The 19,963-nt window shown below is 61.8% G+C and carries 13 protein-coding genes; 9 read left to right on the top strand and 4 right to left on the bottom strand.

The window, feature by feature from the left end:
- Nucleotides 1-23: 23 nt before the first annotated feature.
- Together M0808_RS27075 and rlmKL are read right to left on the bottom strand one after the other, a co-directional pair.
- Complete coding sequence (locus M0808_RS27075; protein WP_135295308.1) at nucleotides 24-2,411, bottom strand: diguanylate cyclase; 2,388 nt, start codon at nucleotides 2,409-2,411, stop codon at nucleotides 24-26.
- A 148-nt stretch (nucleotides 2,412-2,559) separates the two neighbouring features.
- Entirely contained in the window at nucleotides 2,560-4,830 is a 2,271-nt protein-coding gene (rlmKL, locus tag M0808_RS27070; protein WP_097087615.1) for a bifunctional 23S rRNA (guanine(2069)-N(7))-methyltransferase RlmK/23S rRNA (guanine(2445)-N(2))-methyltransferase RlmL, read from the bottom strand.
- A gap of 532 nt (nucleotides 4,831-5,362) precedes the next feature.
- Here rlmKL and M0808_RS27065 point away from each other — a divergent pair.
- Complete coding sequence (locus tag M0808_RS27065; RefSeq protein WP_003223300.1) at nucleotides 5,363-5,578, top strand: ribosome modulation factor; 216 nt, start codon at nucleotides 5,363-5,365, stop codon at nucleotides 5,576-5,578.
- A 286-nt stretch (nucleotides 5,579-5,864) separates the two neighbouring features.
- Here the strand turns inward: M0808_RS27065 and M0808_RS27060 are convergent, their stop codons facing one another.
- Nucleotides 5,865-6,884 carry a quinone-dependent dihydroorotate dehydrogenase gene (locus tag M0808_RS27060; protein WP_123587775.1) on the bottom strand — a complete coding sequence of 340 codons (1,020 nt, stop codon included), beginning with the start codon at nucleotides 6,882-6,884 and terminating at the stop codon, nucleotides 5,865-5,867.
- 222 nt (nucleotides 6,885-7,106) lie between these two features.
- On the opposite strand from M0808_RS27060, the gene M0808_RS27055 reads away from it, so the two are divergent.
- The 8 genes from M0808_RS27055 (at nucleotide 7,107) to cobA (ending at nucleotide 18,840) form a co-directional block, all read left to right on the top strand.
- Nucleotides 7,107-8,318: a CmpA/NrtA family ABC transporter substrate-binding protein gene (locus M0808_RS27055; protein WP_247843062.1), complete on the top strand. Its 1,212-nt coding sequence runs from the start codon at nucleotides 7,107-7,109 to the stop codon at nucleotides 8,316-8,318.
- A gap of 15 nt (nucleotides 8,319-8,333) precedes the next feature.
- Nucleotides 8,334-8,909: an ANTAR domain-containing protein gene (locus tag M0808_RS27050; protein ID WP_115985797.1), complete on the top strand. Its 576-nt coding sequence runs from the start codon at nucleotides 8,334-8,336 to the stop codon at nucleotides 8,907-8,909.
- A gap of 365 nt (nucleotides 8,910-9,274) precedes the next feature.
- Nucleotides 9,275-10,486 (top strand): nitrate/nitrite transporter, encoded by a 1,212-nt coding sequence (locus M0808_RS27045; RefSeq protein ID WP_027613284.1) that lies wholly within the window; start codon nucleotides 9,275-9,277, stop codon nucleotides 10,484-10,486.
- Nucleotides 10,487-10,493: 7 nt separating this feature from the next.
- Entirely contained in the window at nucleotides 10,494-12,164 is a 1,671-nt protein-coding gene (locus M0808_RS27040; protein WP_247843061.1) for a bifunctional protein-serine/threonine kinase/phosphatase, read from the top strand.
- Between the two features lie 419 nt (nucleotides 12,165-12,583).
- Nucleotides 12,584-15,037, top strand: coding sequence for a nitrite reductase large subunit NirB (nirB, locus tag M0808_RS27035; RefSeq protein ID WP_223009198.1), 2,454 nt, complete (start codon nucleotides 12,584-12,586; stop codon nucleotides 15,035-15,037).
- Entirely contained in the window at nucleotides 15,034-15,351 is a 318-nt protein-coding gene (gene nirD, locus M0808_RS27030) for a nitrite reductase small subunit NirD (protein WP_027613287.1), read from the top strand. Before nirB ends, nirD begins: the two co-directional genes overlap by 4 nt.
- On the top strand, nucleotides 15,351-18,062 hold the full coding sequence (locus M0808_RS27025) for a nitrate reductase (RefSeq protein WP_247843060.1): 2,712 nt from the start codon (nucleotides 15,351-15,353) through the stop codon (nucleotides 18,060-18,062). Before nirD ends, M0808_RS27025 begins: the two co-directional genes overlap by 1 nt.
- Before the next feature lie 13 nt (nucleotides 18,063-18,075).
- Nucleotides 18,076-18,840 (top strand): uroporphyrinogen-III C-methyltransferase, encoded by a 765-nt coding sequence (gene cobA, locus M0808_RS27020; RefSeq protein ID WP_096797092.1) that lies wholly within the window; start codon nucleotides 18,076-18,078, stop codon nucleotides 18,838-18,840.
- Nucleotides 18,841-18,902: 62 nt separating this feature from the next.
- Here cobA and M0808_RS27015 read toward each other — a convergent pair whose 3' ends face one another.
- Nucleotides 18,903-19,952: an OmpA family protein gene (locus M0808_RS27015; protein WP_027613290.1), complete on the bottom strand. Its 1,050-nt coding sequence runs from the start codon at nucleotides 19,950-19,952 to the stop codon at nucleotides 18,903-18,905.
- Nucleotides 19,953-19,963 lie beyond the last annotated feature (11 nt).

Genomic DNA, 19,963 nt, shown 5'->3' with positions numbered 1-19,963 from the left:
CCACAGGTAGATCGTGCCAAGGCTCAGCTCATCTGCTCGACCCGATCGCGCCCGCCCTGCTTCGCCGCATACACCCCCGAATCCGCGCGCAGCAGCAGCGCATCCGCGCCCTCCCCCGGGCGCCAGCTGGCGATGCCGAAACTGGCCGTCACCACCCCGACCACATCCACCGGCGCACTGCGCAGGCCTTGCCACAACTCCACCGCCAGCATGTACGCATGCTCGCCGTCGATGTCTGGGCACAGCACCATGAACTCTTCACCACCGAGACGACAGAACACATCAGTCCGCCGTAAACGATGGCCGATGCGCTCGCACACCGCCTGCAGCACCCGGTCGCCCACGGCATGGCCGTACTGGTCGTTGATGCGTTTGAAGTGGTCGATGTCGAGCATGATCACCGACAGCTCGCCACCGCCGCGTTCGACCCGGGCCATTTCGGTGGTCAGGCGTTCCTGGAAGTAGCGGCGGTTGTGAATGCCGGTCAGTGAGTCGGTGACCGACAGCGCCCGCAATTCCTCTTCCACCCGTTTCAAGTCGGAAATGTCCGAGATGTAGCCGTGCCACAGCACGCCGCCGCCCGGCAGCTCTTCCGGCGTTGCCTCGCCGCGCACCCAGCGCAGGCCGCGCTCGGGCAACTGCACACGGTATTCCTCGCGCCATGGGCTGAGGCTGTCTGCCGAAGCACGGATCGAGCTGCGCACTCGCGAGACGTCTTGTGGATGGATGCGGGTGAAAATCGCCTCGGCATTGAGCAGCAGCACGTCCGGCTCCAGCTCGTAGATCTCGCGGATGCCGTCGCTGGCGTAGATCACGCTGAAGCGCCCGTCGAACTCCATCTTGAATTGGTAGATGCCGCCGGGCACGTGGGCGCTGAGCTTTTTCAGCAATACATCGCGCGCCGCCAGCGCTTCGTGCACGCGCTTGCGCTCGGTGATGTCGATGCAGATCGCCAGATGCCCGACCCACAAACCCTGCTCATCGAGCACCGGGGTGGCGAGCATGTTCACCGGCAGATGACTGCCGTCGCTGCGCACCAGCGTCCATTCGCGCGCCTCATGACCGCCGACCTCGCCGCCCTCGACCAACATCGCGTGGCAGGTCGGAATGCTCTTGCCGTAACGCGCACTCAACTCCGCCGAACGCGCGGCCAGTTCTCGCGGCAGATGCAGGTTTTCCAGAGTCATGTGGCCGACCACGTCGGCGCTGCTGTAGCCGAGCATCTGTTCCGCACCAGGGTTGAAGGTGTTGATCACCCCGCGCAGGTCGGTGGCGATGATTGCCACCTGGGTCGCGGCATTCAGCACGCCACGCAACTGACCGTGGGTGCCGCGCAATTCCTGCTCGCGGGCGTGCAGTTCCTGGGTGCGCAGTTCGACCATGCGCAAGGCGCGCTGGCGTTGACTGACCAGCACGTAAAGCAGTGCGCTGAGCAACAGACTCAGCAGCGCCCCCAGCACCACCAGGCTGCTGATTGACGAATGGTTGGCCTGCAGAAACGCTTCGCTGGGCTGCATATCCACTTGATAGTCATGGTCGGCCATGCGCAACAGACGTGTGGCGGACAGATCACTGGCCCCGGCCTGGTTGGCGGACTCGTAGAGCACTTCATGCTGTTCATCGGTGGACAGGTCGAGAATGCGAACATTGAGGAAATCCTGGTGCTCCTCCGGCAGTCCGTCGGCCAGCAACTGCTGCATGCTGATCACCGCCATCACATAGCCTTGCGGCGGCCCTTTCGGCGCCCCTTCACGAGTGACCGGCGCCATCAGCAAGACGCCCCGGGCATACGCCGGATCAATCCCCACCAGATGCAATGGCTGCGACACCACCATGTGCCCGGTGCGGTCGGCGCGTTCCAGCGTCGCCCGGCGCAGCGGTTGCGCCAGCAAGTCGTAACCCAGCGGCGTGGGCAAGCGACTGAGGCTCTGGGTGTAGATCACCGGTACGTATTCGGGGCGATCAGCGGCGGTCTGCAACTGATCGTCAGCGTTCAGTTCACGAAAGGTGAAGGTACTGAAGCCTTCGTTACGCACGGCTTGTTCGACCGCCGGGCGTTCGGCACGGCTGACCCGCGGCGCATAGGAATAGGCCTGGGTGCGTAATAGAAGCGGTTTGGCATAGCCGTCGAATTCGTTGCGTGAGACCGAATCGGAGTTGGCGAAGAAACGGCGCAGGCCGTCGAGACGCTGTTCCTGATCCTGGAAACGTTCTTCGATGCGGCTGTAACGCTCATTGGCCAGCAGCTGGAAGCGTTGGCGCAGTTGATGGTGAAACTGATTGAGGGTGGCCCAGGCGAGCAGCCCCGTGAGAATCCCGCCGGCGAGCAATACCAGCAGCGCGACCAGCCAGGCCGAGACGTCTTCGCTGATAAAACCCAGAATCTTTGGGCGCACGGGGTGCAACGACATAGGGGCAACTCACGACGCCATTGTTTCGGGGGGAAAACCCCATTGGCCATGAGTTGAGTTATAGCTATTAGCCATTAATTTGGCTAGCGCTGATCGGATCCAAGAGCCTTTAAAAATCAAGGCTCTGTGGATCCAACCCGCCCAAGCGTCAACGAGCCGTGATTTTCCAGGCGCGGTGGATCTTGGTGTTACGCGCAAAATCCGGATCGATGGTCTGCGCGCTGATTTCCTCGACCGCGTAACGTTCGGCCAGGTTCTCCTCCAGCTGGAACTTGCGGAAGTTGTTGGAGAAATACAGCACGCCACCCGGCGCCAGACGTGCCATGGCCAGGTCGATCAACTGCACCTGATCACGCTGCACGTCGAAGATGCCTTCCATGCGCTTGGAGTTGGAGAAGGTCGGCGGGTCGATGAAGATCAGGTCGTACTCGTCGCGGCTGCTTTCCAGCCACGCCATCACGTCGCCCTGCTCCAGACGGTTCTTGTCGGAGAAGCCGTTCAGCGACAGGTTGCGCCGCGCCCAGTCGAGGTAAGTCTTCGACAGGTCGACGCTGGTGGTGCTGCGGGCACCGCCCTTGGCCGCATGCACACTGGCGGTCGCGGTGTAGCAGAACAGATTGAGGAAGCGCTTGCCGGCGGCCTCTTTCTGAATGCGCATGCGCATTGGCCGGTGATCGAGGAACAGCCCGGTGTCGAGATAGTCGGTGAGGTTCACCAGCAGCTTGACGCCGCCTTCGCTGACCTCATTGAACTTGCCCTGCGCCGCCTGACGCTCGTATTGCTTGGTGCCACTCTGACGCTCGCGGCGTTTGACCACCACGCGGCTCTTGTCGACGTTCAGCGCCTGCGGGATCGCCGCCAAGGCGTCGAACATGCGCGCCGAGGCCTTTTCCGGATCGATCGACTTCGGCGCGGCGTATTCCTGCACGTGCACCCAGTCGTGGTACAGGTCGATGGCCATGGCGTATTCCGGCATGTCGGCATCGTAGACGCGGTAGCAGTCGATGCCTTCGCGCTTGACCCACTTGCTCATCGCCTTGAGGTTTTTCTGCAGGCGGTTGGCAAACATCTGCCCGCCTTCGCTCAGGCGCGGCTGCTCGACCACTGGCGCCGGGGCTGGCGTCGGTTTGATCGGGTTGCCGTTCTTGTTGAACTTGCGCTCTTGCGGCTCGTTCGGGGTCTGATCGTAGGCTGCTTGCTCACGCTCGGCCTGACGCTGTTCCGGAGTACGCCGCTCGCCGGTGACGAACTGGTCCGGCAGCACCTTGATCAACAACAACTTGCACGGCAGCGCGCCGTTCCAGAACGAATACTGTTTGTGGCTGCGAATGCCCATGCGCTTGCCCAGATCCGGCGCGCCGGTGAATACCGCCGCTTCCCAGTTCAGGCAGGCCTGTCGCAGGCGCTCGCCAAGGTTCTGATAGAGATAGAGCAGGCTGGCTTCGTCGCCCAGACGCTCGCCGTACGGCGGGTTGCAGATCACCAGACCTTTCTGGTTCTGGTCCGGACGCGGCTCGAAGGTCGCGACTTCGCCCTGATAGATCTTGATCCACTCGCTCAGACCAGCGCGTTCGACGTTATTGCGGCCCGGCTGAATCAGCCGCGGGTCGGCTTCGTAACCGCGAATCCACAGCGGCGGCTTGGCCAGACCGGCGGCGGCACGTTCGACCGCTTCTTCATGGAGTTTTTTCCACAGCGCCGGAACGTGGCCGAGCCAGGCGGTAAAGCCCCACTGCTCGCGGCGCAGGTTCGGCGCCATGTCGGCGGCGATCATCCCGGCTTCGACGAGGAACGTACCGACACCGCACATCGGGTCAGCCAGCGCGCCGCCTTCGGCCGCAATGCGCGGCCAGCCGGAACGGATCAGGATCGCTGCCGCGAGGTTTTCCTTCAGCGGCGCCGCGCCCTGCTGCAGGCGGTAACCGCGCTGATGCAGGCTGTGGCCGGAAAGGTCGAGGGACAGGATCGCTTCGCCGCGATCCAGGCGCAGGTGAATGCGCAGATCCGGGTTGAGCTTGTCGATCGACGGACGGTCTCCTTGCGGGGTACGCAGTTTGTCGACGATGGCGTCTTTGACTTTCAGCGCACCGAAGTGGGTGTTGTCGATGCCCGAGCCGTGGCCGCTGAATTCGACGGCCAGGGTGCCGTCGGCGAGCATGTGATCCTGCCACTCGACGTCAAGCACGCCGTGGTACAGGTCTTCGGCGTCTTTCATCGGGAAGCGCTTGAGCACCAGCAACACCCGGTTGGCCAGACGCGACCACAGGCACAGGCGATAAGCGGTTTCCATGGTCGCCATGCCACGCACGGCGGAGGTGTGCTCGCGGGCGTCTTCAAGGCCAAGCCCGACGGCTTCCTCGATGAGCAGGCCTTCAAGGCCTTTGGGGCAAGTGAGGAAGAGTTCGAAACGGTCGGACATGGTATTTCCAGAGCCTTTGGCTAGTGAACCGGCAACGCATTGCCGATCCGGTTTTCAATCAGGCGCTTTTCTAAAAGAGCGCCCGCGTGGCACGAAGGTGTGCCGTTCCATCCCCGCTGCTCGGGTTAAAAGAGCTTAGATGCAAGGACAGGTATTAAAGTTGATGAAACAAAATGACTCAAAGCAACCCTTCGTCGAATATTACCCCAGCGTAAACGTGGGTCATTCTCACTAAAGGATTAACCCCATCATCCAGTGCGGGGCCGATCATACCGGGGTTTGCTGAAAAAACGTTCATGAAACCCGTCGTTACTTATGGCTGTAGCACTATTTTCGTTACGTCCTTATGACAAAACGATCATTCCCTCGGTGTGACTCATTGGTTAGAACTGACCACAGGTTGACGTCGCAACGGCGTCAACACCTTGGCTCGCCACGCCGGCAGCGAGCCGCCCAACGGCAGAGTTTTTTCTGCCAGACCTCGGTTGAGGTCAACGCGACGAAAACAGTCAACAAGTGAGGGAAACACCCTATGAGAAGACTTAAGCGTGATCCGTTGGAAAGAGCATTTTTGCGCGGATATCAATATGGCGTTGGTGGCAAATCCCGCGAGCTTTGCCCATTTACTCTACCGTCGGTACGTCAAGCCTGGATCAACGGCTGGCGAGAAGGACGCGGCGACAACTGGGACGGTATGACCGGCACTGCGGGGATCCACAGACTCAACGAACTTCACGCCGTCGGCTGACACAGGGCACTTATTGCAACACGACAATCTGAATTTTTAGCGACTTACCATGCACGTCCTTCCCGGACGGCGGGCTACGGCCCAGGGGCTCCTTCGAGGAGCCCTTTTTTATGCCCGCCCCGGACGATACAGGTCCCTGTGGCGAGGGGATTCATCCCCGATGGGCTGCGAAGCGGCCCCGAATCCATCCACCCAAGTGTGCCAGGCGAACGGCGGAAGCAAATTTTACGACTGCTGCGCAGCCGAACGGGGATAAATCCCCTCGCCACAGAGCCCTCAGAAAACCTCAGCGCAGCGCGGCGATCGCGTCTACCGATTCACGAATCAGCGCCGGGCCCTTATAGATGAAGCCCGAGTAAATCTGCACCAGGCTCGCACCCGCGGTGATCTTCTGCGCCGCATGCTTGCCCTCAGTGATGCCACCGGCCGCAATGATCGGCAACCGACCACCCAGCTCAGCCGCCAACACCTTCACGGTATGCGTACTCTTGTCACGCACCGGAGCGCCGGACAGACCACCCGCCTCGTCACCGTGCTCCATGCCTTCGACGCCGACGCGACTCAGGGTGGTGTTGGTGGCGATCACTGCGTCCATTCCGGTTTCGATCAGTGCCTGAGCCACCTGCGCCGTTTCTTCGTCGGTCATGTCCGGAGCGATCTTGATCGCCAGCGGTACGTGCTTGCCGTGGCGCAGGGCCAGTTCGGCGCGGCGCGTGGCCAGATCCGCCAGCAACTGCTTGAGCGAATCACCGAACTGCAGGCTGCGCAGGCCCGGGGTGTTCGGCGAGCTGACGTTGACCGTGACATAGCTGGCGTGGGCATACACCTTGTCCAGGCAAATCAGATAGTCGTCCACCGCGCGCTCGACCGGAGTGTCGAAGTTCTTGCCGATGTTGATCCCCAGCACGCCCTTGTATTTGGCCGCCGCGACCCGCGCCAGCAGGTTATCCACACCGAGGTTGTTGAAGCCCATGCGATTGATGATCGCCTCGGCTTCCGGCAGACGGAAGATCCGTGGTTTCGGGTTGCCCGGCTGCGGACGCGGGGTCACGGTGCCGATTTCGACGAAACCGAAACCCAGTTGCGAGAAACCGTCGATGGCCGCGCCGTTCTTGTCCAGACCGGCCGCCAGACCCACCGGGTTCGGGAAGTCCAGGCCCATGACCGTCACCGGCACGTTCGCCGGCTTCTTGCACAGCATGCCGTTGAGGCCCAAACGCCCACCCGCGCCGATCAGATCCAGCGACAGATCGTGGGAGGTTTCCGGGGAAAGTTTGAACAACAGCTGACGGGCCAGGGTGTACATGGGCGGCGATGACTCGGGCGGCGAAAAGAGGCGGCGATTATAGCCGGGCAACGTCCCCCGGCGCGAGGCACACAGGTAAATCAGCCTGACTGGCATATGCCTTGCACTTTCAGGGTATCAGCCCACAGGCCAATGGCGGCGTGGGGGCACGGACAATGGCGTCGTTCGCAGGTTTTGCCTTAGCAAAGCCTGGGACGGCGTTTTTTTTGAGGGTGGCTTTATATGAGTGATTCATCCGTCGGGCCGCTGGCCTGGGTCAACGGCAGTGATGCTCCGGAAAAAAGCGTGATCAACCTCGGCTTCATGGCCCTGAGCGATTGCGCCTCGGTGGTCGTGGCCGCAACACAGGGCTTTGCCCAGCCCTACGGCCTGACGATCAACCTCAAGCGCCAGGCGTCCTGGGCGACCTTGCGCGACAAACTGGTCAGCGGCGAACTGGATGTGGCCCACAGCCTGTACGGGCTGATTTACGCGGTGCACCTGGGCATCGGTGGCGTGGCGCCGAGCGACATGGCGGTGCTGATGGGGCTGAACCAGAACGGCCAGAGCCTCAACCTCTCTCACGGTTTGCAGCAACTGGGCGTGACCAGTCCTGAAGCGCTGGATCGGCACGCGCACCAAACCCGCGCAAAACTGACCTTCGCCCAGACCTTTCCCACCGGCACCCATGCGATGTGGCTGTATTACTGGCTGGCGAGTCAGGGCATTCATCCGTTGCAGGACGTCGACAGCGTGGTGGTGCCGCCGCCGCAAATGGTCGCTCACCTGCAAGCCGGGCGCATCGATGGCTTCTGCGTCGGTGAACCGTGGGCGGCCGCCGCCGTGCAGCAGGATCTGGGGTTCACCCTCGCTACCAGCCAGAGCATCTGGCCTGACCACCCGGAAAAAGTCCTCGGCTGCACCCGCGTGTTCGTCGAGCAATACCCCAACACCGCACGGGCGCTGGTGATGGCGATCCTCGAGGCCAGCCGCTTCATCGAGCAAAACCCGGAAAACCGCCGCAGCACCGCGCAGCTGCTGAGCGCCCCGGAATACCTCGACGCCCCGCTGTCCTGCATCGAACCGCGTTTTCTCGGTGATTACGCCGATGGCCTCGGCAATCGCTGGCAGGACCCGCACGCCTTGCGCTTTCACGGCAACGGCGAGGTGAATCTGCCGTACCTGTCCGACGGCATGTGGTTCATGACCCAATTCCGCCGTTGGGGCCTGTTACGCGAGGATCCCGACTACCTCGCGGTGGCCCGCCAGGTTCAGCAACTGGACATTTACCGCGAAGCAGCCACCGCCGTCGGTGTCGCCGCGTGGGGCAAGGAGATGCGCAGCAGCCAGTTGCTCGATGGCAAAGTCTGGGACGGCAGCGATCCGGCTGGTTACGCCCGCAGTTTCAAGCTGCACGCCCTGAGCGACAGCACTGCCCTTCTCGCCCGCCGCTGACAGGAGGCCGCCAACATGCTGCGCATTCTGCTAATCAACGACACCGCGAAAAAAGTCGGGCGCCTGAAGGCCGCGCTGACCGAGGCCGGTTTCGAGGTCATCGATGAGTCCGGTCTGACCATCGACCTGCCGGCCCGCGTCGAATCGGTGCGCCCGGACGTGATCCTGATCGATACCGAGTCGCCGAGCCGCGATGTCATGGAGCAAGTGGTGCTGGTCAGCCGCGACCAGCCCCGGCCGATCGTGATGTTCACCGACGAACATGACCCGGGGGTGATGCGTCAGGCGATCAAGTCCGGGGTCAGTGCCTACATCGTCGAGGGCATCCACGCCCAGCGCCTGCAGCCGATTCTCGATGTGGCCATGGCGCGTTTCGAAAGCGATCAGGCCTTGCGCGCGCAACTGCTGGCCCGCGACCAGCAATTGGCCGAGCGCAAACGCATCGAACTGGCCAAAGGGCTGCTGATGAAAATGAAGGACTGCAACGAAGAAGAGGCCTACACCCTGATGCGCCGCCAGGCCATGAGCCGCCAGCAGAAGCTGATTCAGGTGGCGGAGCAGATCATTGCCATGAGTGAGTTGCTCGGCTGACGGCCTGCGCTGGCTTTCCCGGCCCCTTCGCGAGCAAGCCCGCTCCCACATTTGGAACGCAATCTCCTGTGAAGCAGGTCGGGGTTCCACTTTGAAATGCATTCCCTGTGGGAGCGGGCTTGCTCGCGAAGGCCGCGACGCCATTTCACTTATTGGCACAAATCTCGCTAAGTATTCCGCACAGGTAACCAACGGCGGTTGCCCCACCCACGACAAAGACGTCGCTCACCCCGCTCGCCCACATCGGCGAACCAGGTAGCGGCGTTTTTGCGTTTTGGCCCCACAGCCCGGGGCCGGTGGTGCGGCCGTGGCGGCGCGCCACCTGCTGTGACTCCTTTCGAGATTCTTTTCAGCTGAGGTGCGCGATGAATTCAAGCTTCTGGAAATCCGGCCACACCCCGACCCTGTTCGCAGCGTTCCTGTATTTCGACCTGAGCTTCATGGTCTGGTACCTGCTCGGCCCGTTGGCGGTGCAGATCGCCGCCGACCTGCACTTGACCACACAACAACGTGGTCTGGTGGTGGCGACACCGATTCTCGCCGGCGCGGTGCTGCGCTTTGTGATGGGCATGCTGGCCGATCGTCTGTCGCCGAAAACCGCTGGCCTGATCGGTCAGGTGATCGTGATCTGCGCGTTGTTCGGCGCGTGGAAACTCGGCATCCACAGTTATGAACAGGCGCTGATTCTGGGACTGTTCCTCGGCATGGCCGGTGCTTCGTTTGCTGTGGCCCTGCCGCTGGCCTCGCAATGGTATCCGCCGCAGCATCAGGGCAAGGCCATGGGCATCGCCGGCGCCGGTAACTCCGGCACCGTTTTCGCCGCGCTGATCGCCCCGGTGCTGGCTGCGGCGTTCGGCTGGAGCAACGTCTTCGGTTTCGCCCTGATTCCATTGATCCTGACGCTTGTGCTGTTCGCCTGGCTGGCAAAAAACGCCCCGCAGCGGCCCAAAGCCAAAGCCATGGCCGACTACTTCAAGGCCCTTGGCGACCGCGACAGTTGGTGGTTCATGTTTTTCTACAGCGTGACCTTCGGCGGCTTCATCGGCCTGGCCAGCGCCCTGCCCGGCTACTTCAACGACCAATACGGCCTGAGTCCTGTCACGGCGGGTTACTACACCGCTGCCTGCGTGTTCGGTGGTAGCCTGATGCGTCCGCTCGGCGGTGCGTTGGCGGATCGCTTCGGTGGCATCCGCACCTTGTTGGCGATGTACACCGTGGCGGCAATCTGCATCGCCGCTGTCGGTTTCAACCTGCCCAGCTCCTACGCTGCACTGGCGCTGTTCGTCTGCACCATGCTCGGTCTCGGTGCCGGCAACGGCGCGGTGTTCCAGTTGGTGCCGCAACGTTTTCGCCTGGAGATCGGCGTGATGACCGGGCTGATCGGCATGGCCGGTGGCATTGGTGGTTTTGCCCTGGCGGCCGGCATGGGCGCGATCAAGCAAAGCACCGGCAGCTATCAACTGGCGCTGTGGTTGTTCGCCAGCCTCGGCGTGTTGGCGTGGTTCGGTCTGCACGGGGTCAAACGTCGCTGGAGAACCACCTGGGGTTCGGCCGCAGTGACCGCTGCGCGGGTCTGAAGCCTTCATGCCCCTGCAACTGAGCTTTGCCCAGGCCAGCGCCACCGGCCCGCGCGCGGAAAATCAGGACGCAATGCGCCTGGTGACGCCCGCCCCGGCGCTGGCCGCCAGCAAAGGCTATCTGGTCGCCATTGCCGACGGTGTAAGCCAATGCGCCGACGGCGGCCTGGCCGCACGCTCGACCCTGCAGGCACTGGCGCTGGACTACTACGCCACGCCGCAAACCTGGAGCGTGGCCCAGGCGCTGGATCGCCTGCTGCTCGCGCAAAATCGCTGGTTACAGGCCAATGGCGGCGGGCAACCGTTGCTGACCACGGTCAGCGCGCTGGTCCTGCGCGGTCGGCGTTTCACCCTGGCCCACGTCGGCGATTGCCGGGTCTATCGCTGGCAGGCCGACGCTTTGCAGCGGATTTCGCAGGATCATGTCTGGGAGCAGCCGGGCATGCAGCACGTGCTCAAACGCGCGCTGGGGCTGGATCAGCATCTGGTGCTGGATTTTCTCGACGGTGAATTACGCGAGGGCGAATGTTTCGTGCTGCTCAGCGATGGCGTGTGGTCGTCGCTGGGCGATACCGCAATCGCGGCGATTCTGCGCGATCAGCCGGATCTCGATAGCGCCGCACACACGTTGGTCAACGCTGCGCATCTGGCCGGCAGTCAGGATAATGCCAGTGCGCTGCTGGTGCGGGTCGACGCGCTCGGCGAAGCGAACATCGGCGATGCGCTGATTCACTTACAGCAATGGCCGTTGCCGCCAGCGCTGAAAACCGGGCAGATGTTCGAAAGCTGGCAGGTGCAGGGCGTTGTCGCTCAGAGCCAGCAATCGCTGCTGTATCGAGTGCTGGATGGCCAAGGCCGGGGCTGGTTGTTGAAAACATTGCCGGCGCGGCTGGCCGATGATCCCCAGGCCGGGCAAGCCTTGCTGTCGGAAGAATGGTTCCTCAAGCGTGTCGCCGGGCGGCATTTTCCTGAAATCCATGCCGGCACTCAGCGTCAGCATTTGTACTACGTGATGCGCGAATATTCCGGGATGACTCTGGCGCAGCTGTTTCAACACAGCAACCCGTTGCCGCTGGCGCAGTGGCAGGAGATTGCCGAGCGTTTGCTGCGGGCGGTAGGCCTGCTGCATCGGCGGCAGATTCTGCACCGCGACATCAAGCCGGAAAACCTGCATCTGGGTGACGATGGCGAGTTGCGCCTGCTGGATTTTGGTCTGGCGTACTGCCCCGGTCTGTCCGAAGACACCCCGTCAACGCTGCCGGGAACGCCCAGCTATATCGCCCCGGAAGCCTTTCGCGGCGAGCCACCGAGTGCGCAACAGGATCTGTACGCGGTGGGCGTGACCCTGTTTTTCCTGCTGACCGGGCATTTTCCCTATGGCGAGGTCGAAGCGTTCCAGCGGCCGCGATTTGGCCTACCGGTGAGTGCCGGTCGCTACCGCCCGGACGTGCCGGAATGGATTGCGCAGAGTCTGGAGCGTGGCGTGGCGGCGGATCCGCAACAGCGCTTTGAAACGGCTGAGGAATGGTTGCTGGTGCTGGAAAAAGGCGAGCGGCGCAGTTTGAGTGTGCGACCCAGGCCTTTGCTGGAGCGTGAGCCGTTGACGGTCTGGCGGACGGTAGCATTGCTGGCTTTGCTGGGGAATCTGGTGCTGCTGGTGGTGTTGTTTCATCGCTGATACCGCGTCGCGCCCTTCGCGAGCAAGCCCGCTCCCACAGGGGATTTGTGAACGACTCGGTTCCACTGTGGGAGCGGGCTTGCTCGCGAAGGCGTCCGTCCAATCACTACAAATCCTTCTGTTTGAACGCTCCACGAATGGGCAGCCCGCTTCGATAAGGTGCAAAAAACCTTGATAAACGCTGACTAAACGCAATAAACCCGCCACCCCCACACTTGGCACAACCACTGCATTACCCCTTTCACCATACATAAAGCCCAACCTTCAACGACGAAGGCTGCGCTTCCCGAGAGAACGGGACCAGGACAAAGGCGTCCTCGCTAGGCAACTAGCGGGACGCCTTTTTTTGTTTGCGCAACATTTGTCGAGCACGGCCTGACTGCCCACAAGAGGCCAGCCACCGCTCCCCGGAGAACCTGATGAAAAAACTCAAACTGGTGATGATCGGCAATGGCATGGCTGGGGTTCGCACCCTGGAAGAACTGCTCAAGTTGAGCAACGAGCTGTACGACATCACGGTCTTCGGTGCCGAACCGCACACCAACTACAACCGCATCCTGCTGTCGCCGGTGCTGGCCGGTGAACAGACCTTCGAAGAGATCGTGCTCAACGACCTCGACTGGTACCTGGAAAACCACATCAAGTTGCTGCTCAACCGCAAGGTGGTGCAGATCGACCGGGTCAAACGCCGGGTGATCGCCGAGGACGGCACCGAGGCTGAATATGATCGCCTGCTGATCGCCACCGGCTCGACGCCGTTCATCCTGCCGATTCCGGGCAATGACTTGCAGGGTGTGATCGGCTACCGCGACATCGCCGACACCCAGGCGATGATCGACACCGCCAAAACCCACAAGCACGCGGTGGTCATCGGCGGCGGCCTGCTCGGCCTCGAAGCCGCCAACGGCCTGATGCTGCGCGGCATGCACGTCACCGTGGTGCACATCGGCGAATGGCTGCTGGAGCGACAGCTGGACAAGACCAGCGGCCAACTGCTGCAAACGGCGCTCGAAGCCCGTGGCCTGCATTTTCGCCTGTGCGAACAGACGCAGGCCCTGCACGACGCAGGCAATGGCCGGGTCGGCTCGGTACAGTTCAAGAACGGCGAGATCATCCCCGCCGATCTGGTGGTGATGGCCGCCGGCATCCGCCCCAATACCGAACTGGCGGAACGCGCCGGCATCCCCTGCAACCGCGGGATTCTGGTCAACGACACCCTGCAAACCTACGATCCGCGCATCTATGCCATCGGCGAGTGCGCCAGCCATCGCGGCATCGCCTATGGCCTGGTGGCGCCGCTGTTTGAACAGGCCAAGGTTTGCGCCAATCACCTCGCACAACTGGGTTTCGCCCGCTATCAGGGCTCGGTGACCTCAACCAAATTGAAAGTCACCGGCATCGACCTGTTTTCCGCCGGTGATTTCATGGGCGGCGAAGGCACCGAAACCATCACCCTCTCCGACCCGATCGGCGGCGTGTACAAAAAACTGGTGATCAAGGATGACGTGCTGGTCGGCGCCTGTCTGTACGGCGATACGGCAGATGGCGGTTGGTATTTCCGACAGATTCGTGAGAATCACGCCATCGGCGAGATCCGCGATCACCTGATGTTTGGTGAAAATTCTATCGGCGACGTAGGACATCAGGGCCAGGACAAAGCCATGAGCATGGCCGACACTGCCGAAGTCTGCGGCTGCAACGGCGTGTGCAAAGGCACCATCGTCAAGGCGATTCAGGAACACGGCCTGTTCAGCGTCGATGACGTGAAGAAGCACACCAAGGCTGCCAGTTCCTGCGGCTCCTGCGCCGGGCTGGTCGAGCAGATCCTGATCAACACCGTCGGCGGCGCGGCGGACGTCAAACCGAAAAGCGAAAAAGCCATCTGCGGTTGCAGCGACCTCAACCACGGGCAGATCCGCCAGGCGATCCGCGAACAGCATCTGCTGACCATCGCCGGCACCATGAGCTACCTCAACTGGCGCACCCCGAACGGCTGTGCCACCTGCCGGCCGGCACTGAACTACTACCTGATTTCCACCTGGCCCGGCGAAGCCAGGGACGATCCGCAATCGCGCCTGATCAACGAACGCGCCCACGCCAACATTCAGAAGGACGGCACCTATTCGGTGGTGCCACGGATGTGGGGCGGCGTGACCAACCCTTCGGAACTGCGCCGCATCGCCGACGTGGCTGACAAGTACAACGTACCGATGGTCAAGGTCACCGGCGGTCAGCGCATCGACCTGCTGGGGATCAAGAAGCAGGACTTGCCGGGCGTCTGGAAAGACCTCGACATGCCCTCCGGCCACGCCTACGGCAAATCCATTCGCACCGTGAAAACCTGCGTCGGCAGCGAGTTCTGCCGCTTTGGCACGCAGAACTCGACGCAGTTGGGTATCGAGCTTGAGCACGACCTGTTCAACATGTGGTCGCCGCACAAAGTGAAACTCGCTGTCTCCGGATGCCCACGCAACTGCTCGGAAGCGGGGATCAAGGACGTAGGAATCATCGGTGTCGACTCCGGCTGGGAGATGTACATCGGCGGCAACGGCGGGATCAAGACCGAAGTCGCCGAGTTCTTCGTCAAGCTGAAAACCGCCGAGGAAGTTCGTGAATACAACGGCGCGTTCCTGCAGCTGTATCGCGAAGAAGCCTTTTACCTCGAACGCACCGTGCACTACCTGCAACGGGTCGGCATGGAGCACATCAAGCAAGCCGTGCTCGAAAACCCGGAGCGGCGCAAGGCCCTGAACGAGCGTCTGCAGTTCTCCCTGTCGTTCGAACAGGACCCGTGGAAAGAGCGTCTGGCGCAGCCGCAACTGAAGAAAGAATTCGAGGTGATCCCTGTGAAAAACCTGGAGGTGCCGGCATGAACTGGCTCGATATCTGTGCCCTGGAAGAGATCAATGCCCTCGGTTCGCGGATCATTGCCGGGCCGAAAGGTGACATCGCAATTTTCCGTACAAGCGACGACGAAGTTTTCGCCCTCGACGACCGCTGCCCGCACAAGGGCGGGCCGTTGTCACAGGGTTTGATCTACGGCAAACGTGTGGCGTGCCCGCTGCACAACTGGCAGATCGACCTGCAAACCGGCGAGGCTCAGGCACCGGACATCGGCTGCGCGCACCATCATCCGGCCCGGGTCGAAAACGGCCGCGTGCAGTTGGCACTGCGGGATGCGGTCTGATGAACCGCCAGACGACCGCCTCGACCTGCTGCTACTGCGGCGTCGGCTGCGGCGTGCTGATCGAGCATGACGGCGAGCGCATTCTCGGTGTCAGCGGCGATCCGACGCATCCAGCCAATTTCGGCAAATTGTGCAGCAAAGGCTCGACCCTGCACCTGACGGGCGACCTGGCCGCCCGGGCGCTGTACCCGGAGCTGCGTCTGGGCAAAAGCCTGGCCCGCAGCCGTTGCGACTGGGATACGGCGCTGGATCACGCGACCCAGGTCTTTGCCGAGACCATCGCCGAACACGGCCCGGACAGCGTGGCGTTTTACATCTCCGGACAGTTGCTGACCGAGGACTATTACGCCTTCAACAAATTGGCGCGAGCGCTGGTCGGGACCAACAACATCGACAGCAATTCCCGACTGTGCATGTCGTCAGCGGTGGTCGGTTACAAGCGCAGCCTCGGCGCCGATGCGCCGCCGTGCAGCTATGAAGATCTGGAGCTCAGCGATTGCGTGATGATCGCCGGCAGTAACATGGCCTACGCCCACCCGGTTCTTTTCCGACGCCTTGAAGAGGCAAAATCGCGCCGACCGCAGATGAAGGTCATCGTCATCGATCCCCGACGCACCGACACCTGTGAGTTGGCGGACCTGCATCTGGCGATTTTGCCCGGCACCGATGTCGCTCTGTTCCATGGGATTTTGCATCTGCTGCTGTGGGAAGACCGGATCGACCGCGACTTCATCAAGGCGCACACCGACGGTTTGCCTGAACTGAAAAATCGGGTGCGCGATTACACCCCGCAAATGGTCGCGCAACTGTGCGGGATCAGTGTCGAGCAATTGCAGCAGTGCGCGGAATGGGTGGGCACGGCGCCGAGTTTCCTGTCGCTGTGGTGCATGGGCCTGAATCAGTCCACCGCTGGCAGCGCAAAAAACAGCGCGCTGATCAATCTGCACCTGGCCACCGGGCAGATCGGCCGGCCAGGCGCAGGACCTTTCTCATTGACCGGTCAGCCAAATGCCATGGGCGGGCGGGAAACCGGCAGCCTGTCCAATTTGCTGCCCGGTCACCGGGAGGCAGCCAACCCCGAACACCGCGCCGAAGTGGCAGCCTATTGGGGCGTCGATCAACTGCCTGAAAACTTTGGACTGAGCGCCATCGAGCTGTTCGAGCGGATGCGCAGCGGCCAGATCAAGGCGCTGTGGATTGCCTGCACCAACCCCGCACAGTCCATGCCCGATCAACACGCGGTTCGCGAGGCGCTGCAGGCCTGCCCGTTCGTGGTGTTGCAAGAAGCCTTCCGCACCACCGAAACCGCCGCCTTCGCCGACCTGTTGTTACCCGCTGCCAGTTGGGGCGAAAAGGAAGGCTCGGTGACCAACTCCGAACGGCGCATTTCCCACGTGCGCCAGGCCATTCTCCCACCCGGTGAAGCGCGGCCGGACTGGGCGATTACCATAGATTTCGCACAACGGCTGGAGCAACGTCTGCGTCCGCAACAACCAAGCCTGTTTGCTTTCGAGCATCCGGCGCAGTTGTTCGACGAATACAAGCAACTGACCCGTGGACGCGATCTGGACCTGTCGGGCATCAGCCATCAATTGATCGATGAACTGGGACCGCAGCAGTGGCCCTTCCCCACTGGCGCCCGACAAGGCACCGCGCGTTTGTATGGCGACGGGATTTTTCCCACGGCCAACGGTCGTGCGCAATTCGTTGCCGATCCTTATCGCGCGGCCAAAGAACAACGCGATGCACGGTTTCCGCTGACCCTGATCACCGGCCGTCTGCGCGATCAATGGCACGGTATGAGCCGCACCGGCACCGCAGCGCAATTGTTCGGGCATGTCAGCGAAGCGCTGTTGAGCCTGCATCCGGACGAAATGCGCCGTCATCGTTTGCAGCCGGGAGATCTGGTCAATCTGAAGAGTCGACGCGGTGCGGTGATTGTGGCTGTCGGCAGCGACGACGGCGTGCGTCCGGGTCAGGCTTTTTTGCCGATGCACTGGGGCGAGCGCTTTCTCAAGGGCGGAGTAAACAGCCTGACCCTGGCGGCCTTCGACCCGCTGTCGAAGCAGCCCGAACTCAAGCACAGCGGCGTGCGTCTGGAACCGGTGAATCTGCCATGGCAGCTCTTCGCACTCATCGAGGGCGATGTTCAACGGCATTTCGAGACACTACGACCCCTGTGTGAGGCGTTTTCCTACGTCAGCCTCAGCCTTGCCGGACGTGAACGGCCCGCGCTGCTGATACGCGCTGCCAGCGCCACGGCGCCGGAGCCGCAACTGCTGCGCGATATCGATCAGTGTCTGGCGCTGCTCGACGGGCCGGTACTGGCCTACGACGACGCGCGTCGCGCCATCGGCAAACGGGTACGCATCGAAAACGGCCGCATCACCGCGATCCGCCTGGCCGGCGAAACCCTAGCCCGGCATTGGCTGCAGGGGCTATGGCTGGAGGGGCGCGCCGATGAACAACTGCGACGCTGGCTGCTGGCGCCGATGAGTGCGCCGCCGGGCAGTGCCAGTTTGCAGGCCAATCCGGGAAAAACCCTGTGCAACTGCCAAAACGTCAGCCACCGCGCGGTGTGTGCCGGGATTCGCCAGGGTCTCGATCTGCAAGGCCTCAAACAACAACTGGGATGCGGCACGCAATGCGGTTCGTGCGTCCCGGAAATCAAACGATTGCTGGCGGCCGATCTGCAGCCGGTATCCAGCTGATAAGGAAAACACCATGAATGCAAAAGTCTGGCTGGTGGGTGCAGGTCCCGGTGATCCCGAACTACTGACGCTCAAAGCGGTGCGCGCATTGCGTGAAGCGCAGGTGGTGTTGATTGACGATCTGGTCAATGCCGCGGTGCTGGAGCATTGCCCCACCGCGCGAATCATTGCCGTGGGCAAACGCGGCGGCTGTCGCTCGACACCGCAGGCGTTCATCCATCGGCTGATGTTGCGTTATGCGCGCCAAGGCAACTGCGTGGTGCGGCTCAAGGGCGGTGACCCGTGCATTTTCGGTCGTGGCGGCGAAGAGGCGCAGTGGTTACGCGAACGTGGGATTGAGGTCGAGTTGGTCAACGGTATTACCGCCGGACTCGCCGGCGCGACGCAATGCGATATTCCGCTGACGTTGCGCGGTGTGGCGCGCGGGGTGACGCTGGTGACCGCGCACACCCAGGACGACAGTCAATTGAACTGGCAGGCGTTGGCGCGAGGTGGGACGACACTGGTGATTTATATGGGGGTGGCCAAGCTTGGCGAGATTCGCGATCAGCTATTGGCCGGCGGGATGGCGGCAGATACGCCGGTGGCGATGATCGAGAATGCCTCTCTGCCAGAACAGCGTGAGTGCCGCACTGATCTGATGAGCATGAGTGACGATGCCTGCCGGTTTGAGCTCAAGAGCCCGGCCATACTCGTCATCGGCGCAGTGGCTGCCATTGCAGAGCAAAGGATCGCAGTCTCCGGCAGCTCCCCCATGGGAACTGTGTACGCCCTGTAAAGCCAAATCGCAGGCAAAGAAAAGCCCGGCCTGAGCCGGGCTTTTCTCGTAGCGGCAGCTAATTACTTAGCTTGAGCTTCAACCTGCGCTTCTACGCGACGGTTAACAGCACGGCCAGCTTCAGTTTTGTTGTCAGCAACTGGGCGGGATTCGCCGTAGCCGATCGACTGAACGCGGGACGACTCAACACCGTACTGCTGGGTCAGAACCTGCTTAACGGCGTTTGCACGACGCTCGGACAGTTTCTGGTTGTAAGCGTCAGGACCGACGGAGTCAGTGTGACCTTCAACAGTGGTGTGAGTGGCTGGGTACTGCTTCATGAAGTCAGCCAGGTTCTTGATGTCAGCGTAGCTGTTTGGCTTGACGACCGACTTGTCGAAGTCGAACTTCACGTCCAGCTCTACACGAACAACTTCAGCAACTGCTGGGCAGCCATCAGCGTCAACAGTTACGTTGGCTGGGGTGTCCGGGCACTTGTCAACGTTGTCGCAAACGCCATCGTTGTCGCTGTCGGAGCAGACTTCAGCCGGAGCTGGAACTGGAGCAGCAGCTGGCTTGCCGCCGCCACCGAAGTTCACACCCAGACCAACCGATGGAGCGTAGTCCCAACGGCCGTTGTCCAGTTTGTAGTCAGCTTCTACGCCAGCACGGGCGAAGAAGTTTTCAGCGAAGTAGTACTTAACGCCAGCGCCAGCAGTCAGGAAAGTCGACTGGTCGCGACCGGTGTGGCCGTCAGCAGCTACGTTGGTCAGGTTGCCGTGCTTGACACCACCTTCAACGTAAGGACGCAGAGCGTCGCCAGCGTTGTTGAAGTGGTACTGAGCGGTCAGACCGAAGTTGTCACCGCGCAGTTTCTGGCTACCGGTACCGTCGTTCGAACGGGTGTGGTTGTTACGATCCCAGCCGAAGTTGATCGAGACGTCGTCGGTCAGGAAGTAACCGATTTTGGCGCCTGGGTTGAAGCCGTCTTCGACATGATCAATGCTGTCGTTGTACTGCTTCTTGTAGTTGATCTCGCCTTCAACTGCGCCTTGGCCTTGTGCCAGTGCGCCGAACGAAGTAGCGGCAATAAGAGAACCAATGGCCAAGCCCAAGGTGTTTTTCAGTTTCATCCGTTAAATCC

It is taken from the genome of Pseudomonas sp. MWU12-3103b, assembly GCF_023100615.1.
GTDB lineage: Bacteria > Pseudomonadota > Gammaproteobacteria > Pseudomonadales > Pseudomonadaceae > Aquipseudomonas > Aquipseudomonas putida_A.
The sequence above is the reverse complement of the archived record's forward strand: the minus strand, read 5'-3'. Positions and strand labels throughout refer to the sequence as shown.

Excerpts from the sequence above, each read along its gene's own strand:
- M0808_RS27075 (WP_135295308.1), bottom strand. The coding sequence starts at position 2,411 with ATGTCGTTGCACCCCGTGCGCCCAAAGATTCTGGGTTTTATCAGCGAA.
- rlmKL (WP_097087615.1), bottom strand. The coding sequence starts at position 4,830 with ATGTCCGACCGTTTCGAACTCTTCCTCACTTGCCCCAAAGGCCTTGAA.
- M0808_RS27065 (WP_003223300.1), top strand. The coding sequence starts at position 5,363 with ATGAGAAGACTTAAGCGTGATCCGTTGGAAAGAGCATTTTTGCGCGGA.
- M0808_RS27060 (WP_123587775.1), bottom strand. The coding sequence starts at position 6,884 with ATGTACACCCTGGCCCGTCAGCTGTTGTTCAAACTTTCCCCGGAAACC.
- M0808_RS27055 (WP_247843062.1), top strand. The coding sequence starts at position 7,107 with ATGAGTGATTCATCCGTCGGGCCGCTGGCCTGGGTCAACGGCAGTGAT.
- M0808_RS27050 (WP_115985797.1), top strand. The coding sequence starts at position 8,334 with ATGCTGCGCATTCTGCTAATCAACGACACCGCGAAAAAAGTCGGGCGC.
- M0808_RS27045 (WP_027613284.1), top strand. The coding sequence starts at position 9,275 with ATGAATTCAAGCTTCTGGAAATCCGGCCACACCCCGACCCTGTTCGCA.
- M0808_RS27040 (WP_247843061.1), top strand. The coding sequence starts at position 10,494 with ATGCCCCTGCAACTGAGCTTTGCCCAGGCCAGCGCCACCGGCCCGCGC.
- nirB (WP_223009198.1), top strand. The coding sequence starts at position 12,584 with ATGAAAAAACTCAAACTGGTGATGATCGGCAATGGCATGGCTGGGGTT.
- nirD (WP_027613287.1), top strand. The coding sequence starts at position 15,034 with ATGAACTGGCTCGATATCTGTGCCCTGGAAGAGATCAATGCCCTCGGT.
- M0808_RS27025 (WP_247843060.1), top strand. The coding sequence starts at position 15,351 with ATGAACCGCCAGACGACCGCCTCGACCTGCTGCTACTGCGGCGTCGGC.
- cobA (WP_096797092.1), top strand. The coding sequence starts at position 18,076 with ATGAATGCAAAAGTCTGGCTGGTGGGTGCAGGTCCCGGTGATCCCGAA.
- M0808_RS27015 (WP_027613290.1), bottom strand. The coding sequence starts at position 19,952 with ATGAAACTGAAAAACACCTTGGGCTTGGCCATTGGTTCTCTTATTGCC.